The organism is Streptomyces sp. NPDC058291 (assembly GCF_042880855.1).
Classification (GTDB): Bacteria; Actinomycetota; Actinomycetes; order Streptomycetales; family Streptomycetaceae; genus Streptomyces.
The window spans coordinates 26,530-42,061 of the sequence record NZ_JBHVYK010000068.1 but is presented as its reverse complement, the minus strand read 5'-3'; the positions used below and the strand labels follow the sequence as shown (position 1 = coordinate 42,061).

At 74.0% G+C, this 15,532-nt stretch carries 14 protein-coding genes; 9 read left to right on the top strand and 5 right to left on the bottom strand.

What is annotated here, in order from left to right:
* Positions 1-35: 35 nt before the first annotated feature.
* A complete protein-coding gene (locus tag ACFVYK_RS28180) occupies positions 36-1,118 on the bottom strand; it encodes a methyltransferase (RefSeq protein ID WP_389778851.1) in 1,083 nt (360 codons plus the stop codon).
* Positions 1,119-1,607: 489 nt separating this feature from the next.
* Between ACFVYK_RS28180 and ACFVYK_RS28175 the strand changes: the two genes are divergently transcribed.
* The 8 genes from ACFVYK_RS28175 (at position 1,608) to ACFVYK_RS28140 (ending at position 10,270) form a co-directional block, all read left to right on the top strand.
* Complete coding sequence (locus ACFVYK_RS28175; protein WP_389778850.1) at positions 1,608-1,937, top strand: 4Fe-4S dicluster domain-containing protein; 330 nt, start codon at positions 1,608-1,610, stop codon at positions 1,935-1,937.
* Complete coding sequence (locus tag ACFVYK_RS28170; RefSeq protein ID WP_389778848.1) at positions 1,934-3,880, top strand: hypothetical protein; 1,947 nt, start codon at positions 1,934-1,936, stop codon at positions 3,878-3,880. The genes ACFVYK_RS28175 and ACFVYK_RS28170 overlap by 4 nt, the downstream gene beginning before the upstream one ends.
* 10 nt (positions 3,881-3,890) lie before the next feature.
* Positions 3,891-5,279 carry an amidase gene (locus ACFVYK_RS28165; RefSeq protein WP_389778846.1) on the top strand — a complete coding sequence of 463 codons (1,389 nt, stop codon included), beginning with the start codon at positions 3,891-3,893 and terminating at the stop codon, positions 5,277-5,279.
* Positions 5,280-5,305: 26 nt separating this feature from the next.
* Positions 5,306-6,802, top strand: a complete 1,497-nt coding sequence (locus tag ACFVYK_RS28160; RefSeq protein WP_389778844.1) for a glutamine synthetase — start codon at positions 5,306-5,308, stop codon at positions 6,800-6,802.
* 51 nt (positions 6,803-6,853) lie between these two features.
* A complete protein-coding gene (gene purB, locus ACFVYK_RS28155; protein WP_389778842.1) occupies positions 6,854-8,140 on the top strand; it encodes an adenylosuccinate lyase in 1,287 nt (428 codons plus the stop codon).
* Entirely contained in the window at positions 8,124-8,528 is a 405-nt protein-coding gene (locus ACFVYK_RS28150; protein WP_389778840.1) for a GNAT family N-acetyltransferase, read from the top strand. Before purB ends, ACFVYK_RS28150 begins: the two co-directional genes overlap by 17 nt.
* Positions 8,529-8,782: 254 nt before the next feature.
* Complete coding sequence (locus ACFVYK_RS28145) at positions 8,783-9,448, top strand: response regulator transcription factor (protein WP_256916601.1); 666 nt, start codon at positions 8,783-8,785, stop codon at positions 9,446-9,448.
* Positions 9,449-9,853: 405 nt separating this feature from the next.
* Positions 9,854-10,270 carry an enediyne antibiotic chromoprotein gene (locus ACFVYK_RS28140; protein ID WP_389778838.1) on the top strand — a complete coding sequence of 139 codons (417 nt, stop codon included), beginning with the start codon at positions 9,854-9,856 and terminating at the stop codon, positions 10,268-10,270.
* A 105-nt stretch (positions 10,271-10,375) separates the two neighbouring features.
* Here the strand turns inward: ACFVYK_RS28140 and ACFVYK_RS28135 are convergent, their stop codons facing one another.
* The gene (locus ACFVYK_RS28135) at positions 10,376-11,008 is read right to left on the bottom strand and encodes a glyoxalase (RefSeq protein ID WP_389778836.1); all 633 of its coding nucleotides are present in this window, start codon (positions 11,006-11,008) and stop codon (positions 10,376-10,378) included.
* Positions 11,009-11,486: 478 nt separating this feature from the next.
* Here ACFVYK_RS28135 and ACFVYK_RS28130 point away from each other — a divergent pair, with 478 nt between their 5' ends.
* Complete coding sequence (locus ACFVYK_RS28130) at positions 11,487-12,338, top strand: helix-turn-helix domain-containing protein (protein ID WP_389778835.1); 852 nt, start codon at positions 11,487-11,489, stop codon at positions 12,336-12,338.
* Positions 12,339-12,347: 9 nt separating this feature from the next.
* Here ACFVYK_RS28130 and ACFVYK_RS28125 read toward each other — a convergent pair whose 3' ends face one another.
* The 3 genes from ACFVYK_RS28125 to ACFVYK_RS28115 all read right to left on the bottom strand — a co-directional run bounded on the left by ACFVYK_RS28125 (position 12,348) and on the right by ACFVYK_RS28115 (position 15,439).
* A complete protein-coding gene (locus tag ACFVYK_RS28125; RefSeq protein ID WP_389778833.1) occupies positions 12,348-13,535 on the bottom strand; it encodes a nuclease in 1,188 nt (395 codons plus the stop codon).
* A 141-nt stretch (positions 13,536-13,676) separates the two neighbouring features.
* Positions 13,677-14,516, bottom strand: a complete 840-nt coding sequence (locus ACFVYK_RS28120) for an ABC transporter permease (RefSeq protein ID WP_389778831.1) — start codon at positions 14,514-14,516, stop codon at positions 13,677-13,679.
* Entirely contained in the window at positions 14,513-15,439 is a 927-nt protein-coding gene (locus ACFVYK_RS28115) for an ABC transporter ATP-binding protein (RefSeq protein ID WP_389778854.1), read from the bottom strand. The genes ACFVYK_RS28120 and ACFVYK_RS28115 overlap by 4 nt, the downstream gene beginning before the upstream one ends.
* Positions 15,440-15,532 lie beyond the last annotated feature (93 nt).

The following is a 15,532-nucleotide window of genomic DNA, read 5'->3' as shown; positions in this document are numbered from 1 at the left end:
CCACCGGGCGGCGCCCCTCTTCGCCGTGCGGGCCGCTACCGGACGCTCGCCTCCACGACCGAGATCGCCCCCGCGGTCTCCACCACCCGCTCCAGCCGGAAGCCCGCCTCGGCCAGCAGCCCCTTGTACTGCGCGGCCGTGCGCTCCTTGCCGCCCACGAGCAGCATCAGCCACAGGTCGACCAGCTTCGAGGCGTGCGCGGCGTTCGCCTTGTCCGGCACCACCATCTCCATCAGCAGCAGCCGGCCGCCCGGCCGCATCGCGGCCCGGACGTTGCGCAGGATCTGCAGGACCTGCTCCTCGGGCCAGTCGTGGACGATGTGCTTGAGGACGTAGGCGTCCCCGCCCTCGGGCACCGGCCCGAACAGGTCGGCGGCCACCACCTCGCAGCGGTCGGCGACCTGCTGCTCGGCCAGGTACTGCGCCGCGCCGTTGTCGGCCACCCGCGGGTCGGCGAGGATCCCTCGTACGCCCGGCGACTTCGCGAGGATGCCCGCGAGCAGTTCGCCGCGCCCGGCGCAGAAGTCCACGACCGTGCCGAACCGGGAGAAGTCGTAGGCGGCCAGGATCGGTTCGGTCTCGGTAGTGGACATGGCGCCCATGCCCTTGAAGAACACCTCGCCGTACTCCGGCTTGGCCTCCAGGAACTCGAAGGCCGTCATGCCGCGCAGCTTGGGCAGGCTCGGCTCCCCGGAGCGCACCGCGTCGACGAAGTGCGACCAGTCCTCCCAGTGGACCGGATGCCCCATGAGCACCGCGATGCCGCGCATCGACATCGGCGCGTCCTCCAGCAACGCCTCCGCCATCGGCGTCAGGGCGAAGCTGCAGTCCTTGCGCTCGGCAAAGATCCCGTTCGAGGCGAGCAGCCGCAGCAGCCGGTGCAGGGTCTCCGGGTGCGCGCCGACCCGCCCGGCGAGCCGCGCGACCGGCAGCGGACCGTCGCGGAGCGCTTCGGCCACGCGCAGCTCCGCGGCGGCGTAGATGGCCTGGCTGAGCATGGCGCCCTGGACCATTTCGAGCAGCGAGAACGGTGCGGGGGCGAGCTTGCGTGCCAGCCTCTGCAGACCGGTGCGCACGCTTTCGACGGCTCGGACGACACGGGCGGGCGGCAGCGGCATGGGTTCCTCCGTGTGGTGGGCGGCGAGCGGCCGGGTGGTCCGCCCGCGACGGCAGGTCGGCGTGCCCGCGGCCGGCGAGGGCCGGGCACGCCCCGGACACCGAGGGTCCGGTGGCGCGGACGGGCCGCGCTCGCGGACGGCTGGAGCCCTGCCCACGCCGTGGGGGCGGGGGGGGAGGGAGGCGGACGGCCGCGGGGCCGGGTGACGGCAGCAGGGCCGGGGACGGCAGCGGTAGGCCGGGGACCACGTGCGGACCTGCGACGGCCGCGGAGCCGCGAGACGGCCCGACGACGACCGCAGGGGCGGAGACGGCCGCGAGGGCCGGGGACCGCCGCAGGGGGCCGCGTCTGTGGGCGGGCCGGTGCGGCCGGGCCTGCGCAGCTCCAGTCGGTCCCCACTCGCGCTCCGGGGGCAGTCGAGAGAGCCCGGTGACGATGAGCACCGTCCGTCTCGGCCATGGCCGAGAAGAGTCCCGGAGGGCCGATTCCCGTGAAGAAGCTTGCCTCGTCTGCCGCGCTGTCGGAGCGCGCCGAGCGCATCGCCCGACGCTCCCGAGCCGACAACTGGAAGAAGCCGCCGCGGCGCATCGAGCCGTCCGAGTGCATCACCTGCGACAGCTGCCTGCGCGGCTGCCCCGCGGAGTTCGGCGCGATCTTCGACCGCGGCCTGGACGTGGTGATCGTCCCCGAACTCTGCTCGGGCTGTCCCGCCTGCGTCCTGGAGTGCCCGGTCGACTGCATCTACGTCGACGAGGACTGGACCCCCACCGACGACGCGATGTGGAACCACGTCGAGCTCACCGCCGAGAGTGCCGCATGAACGATCCCGCAGGGCGCCAGGAGTCCCGCCGCGCCGTCCAGGCGAGGAAGCGGATCAGCCGCCGTCCCAGCCGGCTCGGTCTGCCCGCCGGAAGCACGGCCACACCGGACCGCGTCGGCGCACCGGACGCCGGCTTCCCCGGACTGCTCCGGCGCGTCTGGCAGCACGCGGCCGGGGCCCGGGATCTGCGGTCGGGTCTCGACGTGCTGCTCACCCTCGACGGGCACGTCCCCGCCGACGTCCAGCTGCGGGCCCTGAACTCCGCCGAGCAGGCCGCCCTCGTCGCGCTGTGCGGACTGAGCTGGCGCGAGGGCGACGGCGACGCCGACGTGCCCTCAGGCGCGGCCGGACCCGGTGAGCCGTCCGGACCGCCCGCCTTCCGCGGGGAGATCGGCCTCACCACCAGCGGCCGCATCGCCGTGCGCACACCCGACGCCCGCCCCCTCGACCCCCGTGACCTGGTCGGCGGTGTCCGCCGCGTGCCGTGGAGCCGCGAGGTCCTCGCCGTCTACCGGCGTGAACTGGACCGGGTCCGCGAGCGGCGCGCCGCCGGCGCCGCCGACTGCCGCGCCTGGCTCGCCGCGCAGGGCCCCGAGGGCCGCGACGCGCTGGTCGTCCAGGCCAGGGAGGCGGCCCTGCGCACCGCCCCGTTCGTCCTCTACCAGGAGGACACGCAGTACACGAACTTCCGCGGGCGCAACACGCTGACCGGCAAGACCCTGTGGCCGGGCCACCCGGACTGCGCCCTCAGCGCCCTGCACGGCCTTCCGCTCGACCTGTGGTCGGACGAGGACGCCCAGTTGGTGGTCTGCCTCACGCTGCTCATCCGCTCGGCCGGCTTCGGCCGCGTCGAGGAGGCCAACGGCACCCAGCTGACCGTCGACCACGTCGCGTACACGCTGGAGCGGGTGCGCCGCGCCTACAACGACGTACCGGGAGCCGAGCCGGTGCCGGCCCCCGCCTCCCACCGCGTCGCCGACCTCGACCGGCTCGCCGTCGCCCTGCGCGAGCGCAGGCAGTCGGTGAGCCGCGGCGCCCAGCTGTACCGCGAGATCCACGGGGCGCTGATGCACAAGGTGGAGCGGGTGGCCACCGCTCCCGGTCCCGCCGCACGGGCCCGCCAGGACGCCGTCGCCGAGCACCTGCGCACGCGGCTGTCGCTGACCGGCGGCACGCTCGCCGACCTCGGACGGGAGCTGGCCGCCGCGCCCGACTGGCTGGCCCGGCCGCACGGCGCCTTCGGCACCGGCCTGGAGTCCCTGGTGTACGAGAGCGTGGCCGCGACCGTCGCGGCCTTCGGCGCCGACTTCGCGATGAGCCGCGGCATGCGCTCGCTGCCCGGCCTGGTGCGCGCGCTGCGCGGCGAGAACTGGGCGGAGATCTGCGACTGGGACATCACCCGCTTCTTCTGCTGTGTGGTGCCGCGCCCGGAGGCCGCCGCCCACTTCGGCGGCTCCGAGGCCGCGCTCGCCGACGCCGCCTGGGCGATGTCCTCGCGCATGCAGTACAACTCCTGGCACTTCGTCGCCGGCAACCTGCCGCGGGAGCCCGAGGTGGTGGCCCGCGACCACTTCGTGCCGCCCGTCGTCCCGGACATCGCGTTCTTCTCCGACCAGCACCATCACGGGCACGTCAACAACAACGTGCGTTTCTCCATCCGCTCCCCGCAGGCCGTCGAGGTCGACGGGCGCCGCTTCGACGGCTTCATGGACCTCAGGCTGCTGCGCTGCGCCGGCGACCCGTTCGGCGAGCAGGACCTGCTCGCCGCGCACCAGGTGTCGGGCCTCATCGCCCGCGCCACCTCGCTCGCCGCCGAACTGGTCGCCGCCGGGTCCGAGCTGGAGGTCACCGCGTTCGACTCCGGCTGGCACTGGTCGGCCATCACGGGCCGGGGGCCCGCGGCCTCGGACTCCCTGGCCGGCCAGATCCGCAGAGCGTCCTGAGGGGGAAGCGATGACCGCCCGCGGCGTCAGCCACACCAGGGAACTCCTGCGGCGGGGAGAGCTGTCCGCCGTGGAGCACACGACCGCCGTCCTGAACGCCGCTCGCGAGCGGGACGCGCTCGACGCGTACGTCGCCGTCGGGGGCGAGGAGGCGCTGCGCGCGGCGCGGCGCGCCGACGCGCGGATCCGCGAACTCGGCGCCGACGCCTGGCGGGCCCTGCCGCTGCTCGGCGTCACCGTCTCCGTGAAGGACCTGCTGCAGACCCGCGACCTGCCCACGGTCCGCGGTTCGCTGCTGCCCAACGCCCGCCCCCGCGAGGACGCTCCCGCCGTGGCCCGGCTGCGCGCCGCCGGAGCCGTCGTGGTCGGCAAGACCGCCACCTCCGAGTACGGCTGGAGCGCCTCGACGGTCAGCCGCGTCGCTCCGCCGACCCGCAACCCCTACGATCCGCGCCTGAGCGCGGGCGGCTCCAGCGGCGGCGCCGCCGCGGCGGTGGCGACGGGCCTGTGCGACGGCTCCCTGGGCACCGACGGCGCCGGATCGATCCGCATCCCGGCGGCGTTCTGCGGCGTCGTCGGCTACAAGCCGACGCTGGGCCGCATCCCGTACGTCCCCAACAGCGCCGACCGGCTCGCCCACCAGGGGCCCCTCGCCCGCACCGTCGCCGACGCCGCGCTGCTCGGGCAGGTCATGGCGGGCCCGCACCCGGCCGACCCCGACTCCGGTCTGGGCTCCCTGGACGCGCCGCGCGCCGACCGGGTGCTCAGGATCGGCTGGATCGAGTACGCCGGCACCGCCGCCGAGGTCCGCCAGGTCACCGGGCAGGCGCGGCTGGCCCTGCTGGGCCAGGGCCACCTGGTCGAGGACGTCGAGCCGCGCTGCACCCACCTGTACCCCGCGCTCGTCGACCTCCTGGCCGCCAGCGAGGCGGCCGGGGCCCGGCCCGAGGACGACGAGTGGGCCGACCCGGGCCGCCTGGAGGTGATCCGGTACGGGCGCACCCTCAGCGGCGCGGACGTGATCCGCGCCGAGGAGGCCCGCCAGAGCCTGCGCACCACCTTGCGCACCGTCATGGACCGCTACGACGTCCTCGCCATGGCCACCGTGCCCGTCGAGCCGTTCGCCGCCGACGCCATCGGCCCGTCCTGGGCGGACGATCCGCGGGACCTGCGGTGGCTGGCCTGGGCGCCCGCCTCGTACCCCTTCAACATGACCGGCCAGCCGGCCCTGTCGCTGCCCGCCGGGCTCACCCGCTCCGGCCTGCCGGTGGGCCTGCAACTGGTCGGCCCTGTCGGCGGGGACGATCTCGTCCTCTCGCTCGCCGGGCGCCTGGAGTCGGACCTCGGCACCCCGGTGCCGCCCACCGCGCGGGCCCTGGAGCCCGCGGCCGCCCGGTAACTCACGCCTGTGGAAAGGACGTTCCCATGTACGTCAGGTCATGGTCCTCGCCCGCCGCGGAGGGCAGCGTCGGGCGGCCCTCGTTCGTGGCCGATCACGGGCTGTGGGACGAGGCCCGCACCGCCGCGGCCGAGCGGATCGAGGCGAGCCTCGCCGCGTTCGACTTCGTCCGCCTCGTCTTCGGCGACCCGCACGGACTGGCCCGCTCCAAGACCCTGACCGCCGAGGCGTTCCGCGCCGTGCTGCGCAACGGCATGAACTTCAGCCCCGGGCCGTTCGTCTTCGACACCGGGCACGCCGTCGCCGTCGACTTCCTCGGCGACCACGGCATCGGCGTCGACGAGATCGCCGGCGCCGGGAACTTCGTCCTCGTCCCCGACCCGCTCACCTTCCAGTCCCTGCCCGGCGGCGAGGCCCGCACCGCCTGGGTGATCGGCGACGAGTACCTGCGCGACGGCAGCCCGCACCCGCTGTCCTCGCGGGCCGTGCTGCGCCGCGTCGTCGACCGGTACACCGAGCACGGCCTCGCCCCCGTCCTCGGTCTGGAGGTCGAGTGGTACCTCACCCGGCGTCTCGACGACGAGCCCGGCAACGCCGGCAACGGCTTCGGCCTCCAGGGCCGGGCGCCGCGCGTGGCGGCCCTGAACGCGGGCTACCAGTTCAACCTCGACGCCCACTACGACACCGTCGCCCCGCTGACCGACCCGCTCGCCCTGCACCTGCTCGCCCTGGGCCTGCCCCTGCGGACGATGGAACACGAGTCCGGGCCCGGGCAGGTCGAGACGACGTTCAGCCCGATGTCCGCGCTGGACGCCGCCGACGCGATGCTGGTCTTCCGCACGGTCGCCAAGAGCTGGTGCGCCCGCCGGGGCCACCACGCCTCCTTCATGTCGCAGCCGCTCCTGGACGCCGCCGATCCCAGCGGCTGGCACCTCAACCAGTCGGTCACGGACCTCGCCTCGGGCGGCAACCTGTTCGGCACCGAGGGGCCTTCCGGCGGGCTGCCCCCGCAGGGCAAGGCGTACGCCGAGGGGCTGCTGTCCTGGGCGCGGGAGCTGTTCCTGCTCTCGGTGCCCACCGTCAACGGCTACCGGCGGCTCGCCGCCGAGCACGCCCTCGCGCCCACCCGGCCGGGCTGGAGCCAGGAGGACCGCAGCGCGATGCTCCGCGTCGTCGGCCACGGCGCCGGGGCGCACATCGAGAACCGGATCGGCGAGCCGTGCGCCAACCCGTACCTGAACATCGCCGCGCAGCTGTTCGCGGGGCTGGAGGGCCTGACCGGGCAGGCGGCGGCGCCCGCGGGGGCCGGCGACGCCTCTTCGGTGCCGCAGCACCTGGGCGAGGCCCTCGACGCCTTCCGCGCCGGGCGCGCCGCCCGGCTGCTCGGCGAGCCGCTCGCCGCCTGCCTGGTCAAGCTCAAGGAGAGCGAGCTGCGCCGCTACGAGGCCTGGTGCGTGCAGGCGGCGCCCGCTCCCGGCCGGGTCACCGAGTGGGAGCAGCGTGAGTACTTCGGCGCCTACTGACCCGTATCGAGCCCCTGTCCCCCGCCGTTCCCCTCTCGACGAAGGCCTCTCATGATCGCCCGTTACACGCTGCCCGAGATGGCCGGCCTCTTCACCGACCGGTCCCGTTACGCCACCTGGGTCCGGGTGGAGATCCTCGCCTCCGAGGCGCAGGCCGCCCTCGGCCGCGTGCCGCACGAGGCGGTCGAGGACATGCGCCGCGCCCGTGTCCCGGACCCGGAGCGGGTCGCCGAGATCGAGCGGGAGCGCGACCACGAGGTGCTCTCGTTCCTCGCCGCCTACTGCGAGGACATCCCCGACTCCTCCGCGCGGTGGGTGCATCTCGGCATGACCAGTTACGACCTCGTCGACACCGCGCTCGGCCACACCCTGGCCCGCGCCACGGACCTGCTCGCCGACGCCGCCCGGCGGTTGCGACGGGTGCTGACCGAACGGGCCCTGGAGCACTGGGACACGGTGATGGTGGGCCGCACGCACGGCATGCACGCCGAGCCCACCAGCTTCGGGCACAAACTCGCCGGACACGCCTTCTCCGTGGACCGTTCGCTGCGCCGGCTCGCCGCCGCCCGCGAGGCCGTCGCCGTGGGCACCGTCTCCGGTTCGGTCGGGACGTACGCGCTGATCGACCCGCTGGTCGAGGAGCACGTCTGCGCCGCCCTCGGCCTCGGCGTCGAGCCCGCGCCCAGCCAGGTCGTCGCCCGTGACCGGCACGCCCAGCTCCTGCAGGCGGTGGCCACCCTGGGCGCCTGCGTGGAACAGATCGCCCTGGAGCTGAGGCTGCTGCAGCGCACCGAGGTCCGTGAGGTGGAGGAGGCGCGCACCGGCGCCTACCAGGGCTCCAGCGCCATGCCGCACAAGCGCAACCCGACCGCCAGCGAGCGGCTGTGCGGCCTGGCCCGTCTGCTGCGCGGCTACGCCGACACCGCGCTGGAGAACGTGGCGCTCTGGCACGAACGCGACCTCGCCCACCAGTCGGTGGAGCGGGTGATCCTGCCGGACAGCCTGTGCGTCGGCCACTTCCAGGTGACCAAGGCGGCCGACCTGGTGGCCTCGCTCACCGTCGACGCCGACCGGATGCGGGCGCACATCGACCAGACCGACGGCCTCGTCTACAGTTCTGCGGTGCTCGCCGAACTCCTCGGCGACGGCATGGAACGCGAACACGCCTACCGCAGCGTGCAGGCCGCGGCCGACCACACCCTGGCGACGGGCGAGCACTTCGGCGCGTCCCTGGCCAAGCAGGGCATCGACCTGGCCGGACTCGGCCCCGAGCGCTTCCTCACCCGCCACGACGTGATCCGCACCCGATTGGAGAAGCTGCATGAGCTGGAAGATTGACCGCGTCGACGGCGCCGCGCTCGACCTGGACGAGGTCCTCGGCGTCTACCGCGCCTCGGGTCTCGGCGAGCGGCGGCCGGTCGGGGACCGGGAGCGGTTCGCGGCCATGGTCGGCAACGCCAACCTCGTGCTGGTCGCCCGCGACGACGAGGGCACGCTCCTCGGCATCGTGCGCGCCGTCTCCGACTTCTCCTACGTCACCTACGTGTCGGACATCGCCGTCGTACGGGACCGCCAGCGCTCCGGCATCGGCCGGGCCCTGATCGACGCCACGCGGGACGAGGCCCCGGACGCCAAGCTCGTGCTGCTGTCCGCGCCCGCGGCCGTCGACTACTACCCGCACATCGGGTTCACCCGTCACGACTCGGCCTGGGTGCTCAACCCCTAGCGCCCTCGGCACCCGTAGAAACCCGCTTCCCACGGGGCAGCCGGGGCTGTACCGGGGCTCGACCGCGCTTGCCTACATTCAGGGTCAGGGCGGGCCCGTCCCGCGCCCAGCACCGCATCCCCGGGGGAGGCACGACCGTGACATCGGCACAGGCGCTGCTCGACACCCGCCCGCCCGTCGGCCCCGCCCCGGCCGCCCCCCGGCCCGCGGGAGACCACGAGCCGGCGGCCACCGGCCACGGGGCCGTCGTCTCGATGCCCTCCGGCCGGCGCGTCCTCGTGGTCGACGCTGACAACGCCTGCGCCGAATCCCTGGTCACCCAGTTGCGCCGGCACGGTCACGAGGCCTTCGGCGTCCGGCGCGGGGAGGCCGCGCTGCGCGCCCACGAGGACGCCGATCTCGTCCTGTTGGACCTCGAACTGCCCGACCTGGACGGTCTGGAGGTCTGCCGCGCCATCCGCGCCGTCAGCCGGGTGCCCGTCATCATCGTCACCGCCCGCGCCTCCGAGCTGGACTGTGTCCTCGGCCTGCAGGCGGGCGCCGACGACTACGTCGCCAAGCCGTACGGGCTGCGCGAGCTGATGGCCCGCATCGAGGCCGTGATGCGGCGGGCCGAGTGGCAGCCGGCCGCCGCGCGCGAGATCCGGCACGGCCGTCTGCACATCGACGTGGGTTCCCGCGAGGTCCTGGTCGGCGGCGAGGAAGTCGCGCTGACCCGCAAGGAGTTCGACCTCCTGTGCCTGCTGGCCTCGCATCCGGACACCGTCATCCCGCGCAAGCAGCTCCTCCAGCAGGTCTGGGGCGACTCCTGGTCGCGCCGCACGGTCGACACCCACGTCAGCAGCCTGCGCGGCAAGCTGGGCGACAGCGGGTGGATCGTGACGGTGCGCGGCGTCGGGTTCATGCTCGGCAACCCCTGAGCGGCGACCCCGCCCTCCACGCCTCGCGCCGGACGAGCGCCGCGGCCCCGCGCCCCGGCAGCGAGGCGACGTCCGACCGCCCGGGACGGCGCACAGCGCGCCCGGTCCACCTGCGCCCCGGCGCGGCCTCGACGCGGGGGCCGGTTCGGTCAGGTGCCCGGCGTGCGGGCGTCAGCCGTCGACGCCCGGTCCCCGTCCCCGTCGCACACCACGCCACACCACGCCACGCCATGCTGCGCACAACGCTGCGCTGCGCTGCGCGCTGCGTCGTGCTCTCCGGTGAGTCGAGTGGACTTCGAGCGGACTTCGAGCCGGTCTCATGCGTTCCGGCCGACTCTGGGTGAGGCGCGATCACCAGAACGCGCCGTTCCACTTCCGCTTTCGCACCCATCGGGGAGATCGACCATGCAGATCCGCTCGCGTCTGACCCAGGCCGGCATGCTGGCTTCCGCCGTCGTGGCCGCCGTCGCCGTCTCCACCGCTCCGGCCTCCGCCGCCGCGGCGGTGACCGCCTCGCCCAGCAGCGGGCTGACCGACGGACAGACCGTGACCGTCACCGGCACCGGTTTCCCGGCGGGCGCCCAGGTCGCCGTGTCGCAGTGCCGCGAGAACACCACCTGCACCGACGCGCTGACCAAGGCCACCGTCGGCGCCAACGGCGCCTTCACCGCGTCCTACACCGTGCACAAGCAGTTCACGGCCACCGACTGGAGCACCGGCACCGGTACGTCGGTCACGGTCGACTGCGGTGCGCAGCAGTGCCAGCTGGTGGCCTACCTGGACGCCACCGGCGCCGTCGGCACGAAGATCTCCTTCGGCTGAGGCGCGCCCCCGGCCCCTCGGACCGCAGCCCATCGATCGGCGCCCGCGACCGGCGCCGATCGGTGGGCGCGTTCGTGTTCGGGCCGTCCCCGGGACGCGACGTCCTCAGGCCGAGGCGGACGTCACCGGCACGGCCTCCCAGGCGAAGCCGTCCGGGTCGGTGAAGGCCTTGTCGGTGCTGCCGAGCACGATGCGGTGCGAGCCGCTGCCCTCCTCGGGCACCCCGACGTCCTTGGCCAGACCCCGGCGCTTGTACAGCGCCAGCTTGACGGGGGCGGCGTCGTCGGAGGCGAACTCGACGTACTTGCCGCCGAAGCTCTTCGCGACGGACAGGCCCCGCTCGACGTAGAACTGCTTGCTCGCCTTGACGTCCTCGACGCCGAGCAGGAGCACGAGGTCGTCGACCTCGCGGGTGGCGGGGCCGGTGTTCTTCTTCGACGAGGTCGCCATCTTCCAGATCGTGCCGTCCGGGGCCTGCACGACGCCGCCGTAGCCCCACAGGGACTTCGAGACCGGCTTCAGCTCGGTGGCGCCGGCCTCCAGGGCGGAGCCGATGAAGCTGTCGACGTCGGCGGGCTGGGACACGGTGATCGACATCGTGAACCCGCGGAATCCGGTCGTCGGCGCCTCGGAGGCGCGCAGACCCAGCCGCGGGCCCAGCCCGAAGGCGGCGGAGTAGAAGCGTTCGGCGGCCGTGGGATCGGCCACCTCCAGGGTGACGGATGCGAGGGTGGTCATGTCGATCACTGTAGCCCTGAGCCCTCAACGGAGTTGGGGGATCTGACGCCCCGACAGGGGGCCGAGGCGCCCGCCCGCCGGCCGCCGGGGCGCCGGTGCGCCCGTCCGTCGTGATCGTGCCGGGGGCGGTCATCCTGCCCAAGGCCGAAGGGCTCGGGCCGATTTCGCGGCGGGCGCCTCGACGTCGGGCGCCCGTGCGCGCTCCCGGTCGCCCCGGTCGGCGGCGCGGTCGTGCGAGGTCGGGCGGGTGCCGGGCCGCGATCCGTGCCTGCCGCCATGCGGGTGAGCCAGGGCCCGGTCCGTCGCGGCCGAGGCCGGCGTGCGGCTCCCGTGCACGGGCCGCGGGCCGGTCCCCGGGGTTCCCGGTCGCCGCATTTCGCCTGGCGGGGATCTGTAGCGGTTCTTGAGCGGAATACGAGCGGATCACGATGCTCACGAGCCACCCTGTCGAGTAGACCGACACGTGGTGAGGTGAGCTATGGACGCAGCAGTGGAGAGGGCGGTCGCGTACCTGCGCGAGCGATTCAGCGATCCGCTGACCGCCGCGGATATCGCCCGAGACGCTCCGCTCGGCCGTTTCGTCTTTTCGCGCGTGTTCCGGGAGGAGACCGGGACGAGCCCCGGGGAATTCCTCGATGCCATTCGTCTTGACGAGGCGAAGAAACTGCTCGACGGCACTTCGATGACCCTTGCGGAAATATCCGACGCGGTCGGATATACGGGCCTGGACTCGTTCACCCGCTCCTTCACGGCCGGTGTCGGCCTGTCTCCCGGCCGGTTCCGCCGGCTGTGCCGTGACGAGGGGGAGGCGCCGCCGGGGCCGCAGCCGGGCCCGGGTCCGCTGCACGGCTCGGTCGCGGGCACGGTCAGGCTGCCGCAGGGCCACGGCAACGCGCGCGTGTTCTTGGGGGCGTTCGCCACAGCCGTCGTCCGGTACCCGGCGGTCGCCTCGGCGGTCGTCGACGTGCCGAGCGACCGGCCGTCCTGCTACTCCTTGCGGAACGTCCCCGAGGGGCGCTGGCATCTGCTCGCGGTGGCGGTGGCCGCCGGCGCCGGTCACGATCCGCAGGCCGTGCGGACCGCGCTCGTCGGGGGCGACGGCGCCACGACCGTGACCGTCACCGCCGGGGACGTCACCAGTGCGGCGGTGCGGCTGCGTCCGGCCCGTCCGGTCGACCCGCCGGCGCTGCTCGCGCTGCCCGACCTCGAACCGCCGGCGAGCGTGGTGCCGCCTCCCGGATGCGCCGCGGCGGCCGCGGGTGCGGCCGGCGTGGAGCGGGGGCGGCCCCCCGGGCGTCGGCTGCGGGTGGTGCCGCCGCCGGGGGCCTGAGAGCGCCGGTCAGGGGCCCGAGGGCGACAGCTTGCGGCACGGCTCCTGACGGGCCTTCAGCCGCTCGGCGAGCAGACACCACTCCTTGCCGATGTGTTCGGCGATGGGGGCGACGACGCCGAGCCAGTGCGGCGGGACGGCGTCGACGAACCGCGGCCAGTCCTCGCCGGGCTCGGTGGCGTGGCACTGCATCCAGCGCAGCAGCTCCCGGCCGCCGGCGGTGTAGCGGATGGCGGGGTCGGTGGCCATCTTGGCCGCCACCGCCGCCCAGGTGGGCGGGGCTTCGGTGTGGTTCCGGCGCTGCGGCGGCGCGGCCTCTGCGCTCGCGGCCACCCGCAGCGCCGCCCGGCGGACGCCGTCGGCGGCCGCCTCGGCCGGCGCCGTCACGTCGTCGGGCGGGGGCGCGGACGGCACGGGGCGCACGTGCTGCGGGCGTGCGGCATGCGTGCGGCGCCCGTCGCGTTCGGGCCCCTCGCCGCGCCGTAGCCGTGCGCTGACGTCGTGCACCGTGCCCAGCGAGACGTCGGTGGCCCTGGCGACCTGGCGCAGCGGGGCGTCCGGATGGGCGGCGATGTACTCGGCGGCGCGCCGTCTGCCCTCGCCGGCGTCGACCGGACGCCGCCTGCCGTCCTGGCCGATGCGCTTGCCGCCCTGCGGCGTCGCGACCGCCGACCGTTCGCGCAGCGAGGCGATCGTCTTCGCGCTCAGTCCGGCGATGCCGGCGATGGCGCGGTCGGACCAGTCGGGGTGGGAGCCGAGGACGCGCTGGGCTCCGGCGACGCGGTCGGCCCGCGACAGCGGCAGGCCGTGCACGCCGTTCGCCTTCATGGCGATGACGAGGGCCTCGGCGTTGGAACAGTCGAGGAAGCGGGCCCGGACGGTCTCGTCGCCCATGAGCCGGGCGGCCTCCAGCCGGTGCAGCCCGTCGATGACACGGCAGCCGTCCACCTGGACGAGAAGGGGAGGAAGCTCCGCCGAACTCGCGGCGTCGACGAGAAGCCGGACATGGGCGGCGTCCGTTCCGCCCTGGCGCAGAGAAACTCCGGGAGAGAGCGCGGCGATGGGAACTTCACGTGCCGGGAGTTCCTCGAAGTTCTTCAGGTCGAATTCGCTGTGCGCCGACGATCCGACGCTTTCCCTCTGAACGAGACTGAATGCGCTCGTTATCGAGACGGCTTGCGCGTTCCTCTGGGACATTCCTGTGACTCCCTCTCTGCTGCCGCTGCCGAAGAGGGTCGCAGGGGGGTCTCCATCCCCAGTGGAGAGCAGGTCGACGTTGCCTGGAAGAACGGCGCCGCGGGCGTCCGCCGAGGGGGGGGGACGGACGCCCGCGGGGGATCAGGCGTCCCTGCGCCGCAGTTGCGCCACCGCGACGGCCAGCAGGACGGCGGTCCACAGCGCGAGCACGCCGAGGCCCTCCCACGGTCCCAGCAGATCGCCGGCGCGGGAGTGCTGCTGGGTGATCATGAAACCGGCCTGTGTGGGGAGCCAGGCGTGGATGCGCTCTCCCACGCTGCCGGGCAGCAGGCCCGCCATCGGGGTGATGACCAGGACGAAGCCGATGACGACGGTGATGCTCGCCGCGGTGTGCCGGACGATCGCGCCGACGGCGAGGGCGAACAGGCCGAGCAGGGCGAGGTAGAGGCCGCAGCCGACGACGGCCCGCAGGACGCCGGGATCGCCGATGGAGACCGGCGCCTTGTCGTTCATGATCGGCGCGCCGATGAAGAAGGAGCCGAAGGCGGTCAGTTCGCCCACCGCCAGGACCAGCAGCGCGAACACCGCGCCCTTGGCCGCCAGGACGGGCACCCGCCGGGGCACCGCGAGCAGGCTGGCGCGGATCATGCCGGTGGAGTACTCGGAGGCGATCGCCATGACGCCCAGCACGCACACCGCCAGCTGGCTGAGCAGGATGCCGCTGCCCAGGATGGTGCCGGTCGGGTCCAGCCGCATCTCGGCCTGCTGGGCGGGGTCGGTCTTGTCCCAGTTCGCGATGCCCATCTTCAGGAACAGCGCGGTGAACACCAGGGTGAACACGACCAGGATGGCGAGCGACCAGACGGTGGAGCGGACGGAGCGGATCTTCGTCCACTCCGAGAGCATCAGGCTCGCGAAGCCCGGCTTGCGGTCCTCGGCGACCGAGCCGGACCCGGCGAGGGGTGCGGTCGTGGCGCTCACTTCACACCTCCGGCGGTGGGCACGCCGGCGTCGTACTCGACGGCGTCCTTGGTCAGTTCCATGAAGGCCTCCTCGAGGGAGCCGCGTCGGGTCGACAGCTCGTGCAGCACCAGGCCGTCGGCGGCGGCGAGTTCGGCGATGCGCGGAGCCTCGAGGCCGGTGACGTCGAGGTCGCCCTCGTCGGTGCGGGTGACGGCGGCGCCCTGGCGCTCGAGCAGTTCGGCGAGCTTCGTCCCGTCGGGCGTCCTGACCAGGACGGAGCGCTCCGTGCTGCGCTCGATGAACTCCTCGGTGGAGCAGTCGGCGACCAGCCGGCCGCGGCCGATGACGATGAGGTGGTCGGCGGTGACGGCCATCTCGTTCATCAGATGGCTGGAGACGAAGACCGCGCGGCCCTCGGCGGCGAGCGACTTCATCAGGTTCCGGATCCAGAGGATGCCCTCCGGGTCGAGGCCGTTGACGGGTTCGTCCAGGACCAGTGCGGCGGGGTCGCCGAGCAGTGCGGCGGCGATGCCGAGCCGCTGTCCCATGCCGAGGGAGAAGCCGCCCGCCCGTTTGCGGGCCACGGAGGCCAGTCCGACCTGCTCGATGACCTCCTGGACCCGGCGTCGGCCGATGCCCTGGGTCTGGGCGAGGCAGAGCAGGTGGTCGTAGGCGCTGCGGCCGGTGTGGACGGCGCGCGCTTCCAGCAGCGCTCCGACCACCCGCAGCGGCCGCGACAGCTCGCGGTAGGGAACGCCGTTGACGGTGGCGGTACCGGCGTCGGGCTTGTCGAGTCCCAGCAGCAGTCGCATGGTGGTGGACTTGCCTGCGCCGTTGGGGCCCAGGAAGCCGGTGACCCGGCCGGGCTCGACCGTGAACGACAGGTCGTTCACGGCGGTCTTGTCGCCGTAGCGTTTCGTGAGGTTGTTGGCCTCGATCATGGTCACCTCGGTTGAATGGCGGCGAGAGTTCGCTGGGGCAAAATCCCCCGGCCCCCTGTGATAGCAGGATCGCTATCTGTTCAGTAGTCGCAG

Bases quoted from the DNA above. Each gene is read 5' to 3' on its own strand.
- ACFVYK_RS28180 (WP_389778851.1), bottom strand. From the start codon at position 1,118: ATGCCGCTGCCGCCCGCCCGTGTCGTCCGAGCCGTCGAAAGCGTGCGC.
- ACFVYK_RS28170 (WP_389778848.1), top strand. From the start codon at position 1,934: ATGAACGATCCCGCAGGGCGCCAGGAGTCCCGCCGCGCCGTCCAGGCG.
- ACFVYK_RS28165 (WP_389778846.1), top strand. From the start codon at position 3,891: ATGACCGCCCGCGGCGTCAGCCACACCAGGGAACTCCTGCGGCGGGGA.
- ACFVYK_RS28160 (WP_389778844.1), top strand. From the start codon at position 5,306: ATGTACGTCAGGTCATGGTCCTCGCCCGCCGCGGAGGGCAGCGTCGGG.
- purB (WP_389778842.1), top strand. From the start codon at position 6,854: ATGATCGCCCGTTACACGCTGCCCGAGATGGCCGGCCTCTTCACCGAC.
- ACFVYK_RS28150 (WP_389778840.1), top strand. From the start codon at position 8,124: ATGAGCTGGAAGATTGACCGCGTCGACGGCGCCGCGCTCGACCTGGAC.
- ACFVYK_RS28145 (WP_256916601.1), top strand. From the start codon at position 8,783: ATGCCCTCCGGCCGGCGCGTCCTCGTGGTCGACGCTGACAACGCCTGC.
- ACFVYK_RS28140 (WP_389778838.1), top strand. From the start codon at position 9,854: ATGCAGATCCGCTCGCGTCTGACCCAGGCCGGCATGCTGGCTTCCGCC.
- ACFVYK_RS28135 (WP_389778836.1), bottom strand. From the start codon at position 11,008: ATGACCACCCTCGCATCCGTCACCCTGGAGGTGGCCGATCCCACGGCC.
- ACFVYK_RS28130 (WP_389778835.1), top strand. From the start codon at position 11,487: ATGGACGCAGCAGTGGAGAGGGCGGTCGCGTACCTGCGCGAGCGATTC.
- ACFVYK_RS28125 (WP_389778833.1), bottom strand. From the start codon at position 13,535: ATGTCCCAGAGGAACGCGCAAGCCGTCTCGATAACGAGCGCATTCAGT.
- ACFVYK_RS28115 (WP_389778854.1), bottom strand. From the start codon at position 15,439: ATGATCGAGGCCAACAACCTCACGAAACGCTACGGCGACAAGACCGCC.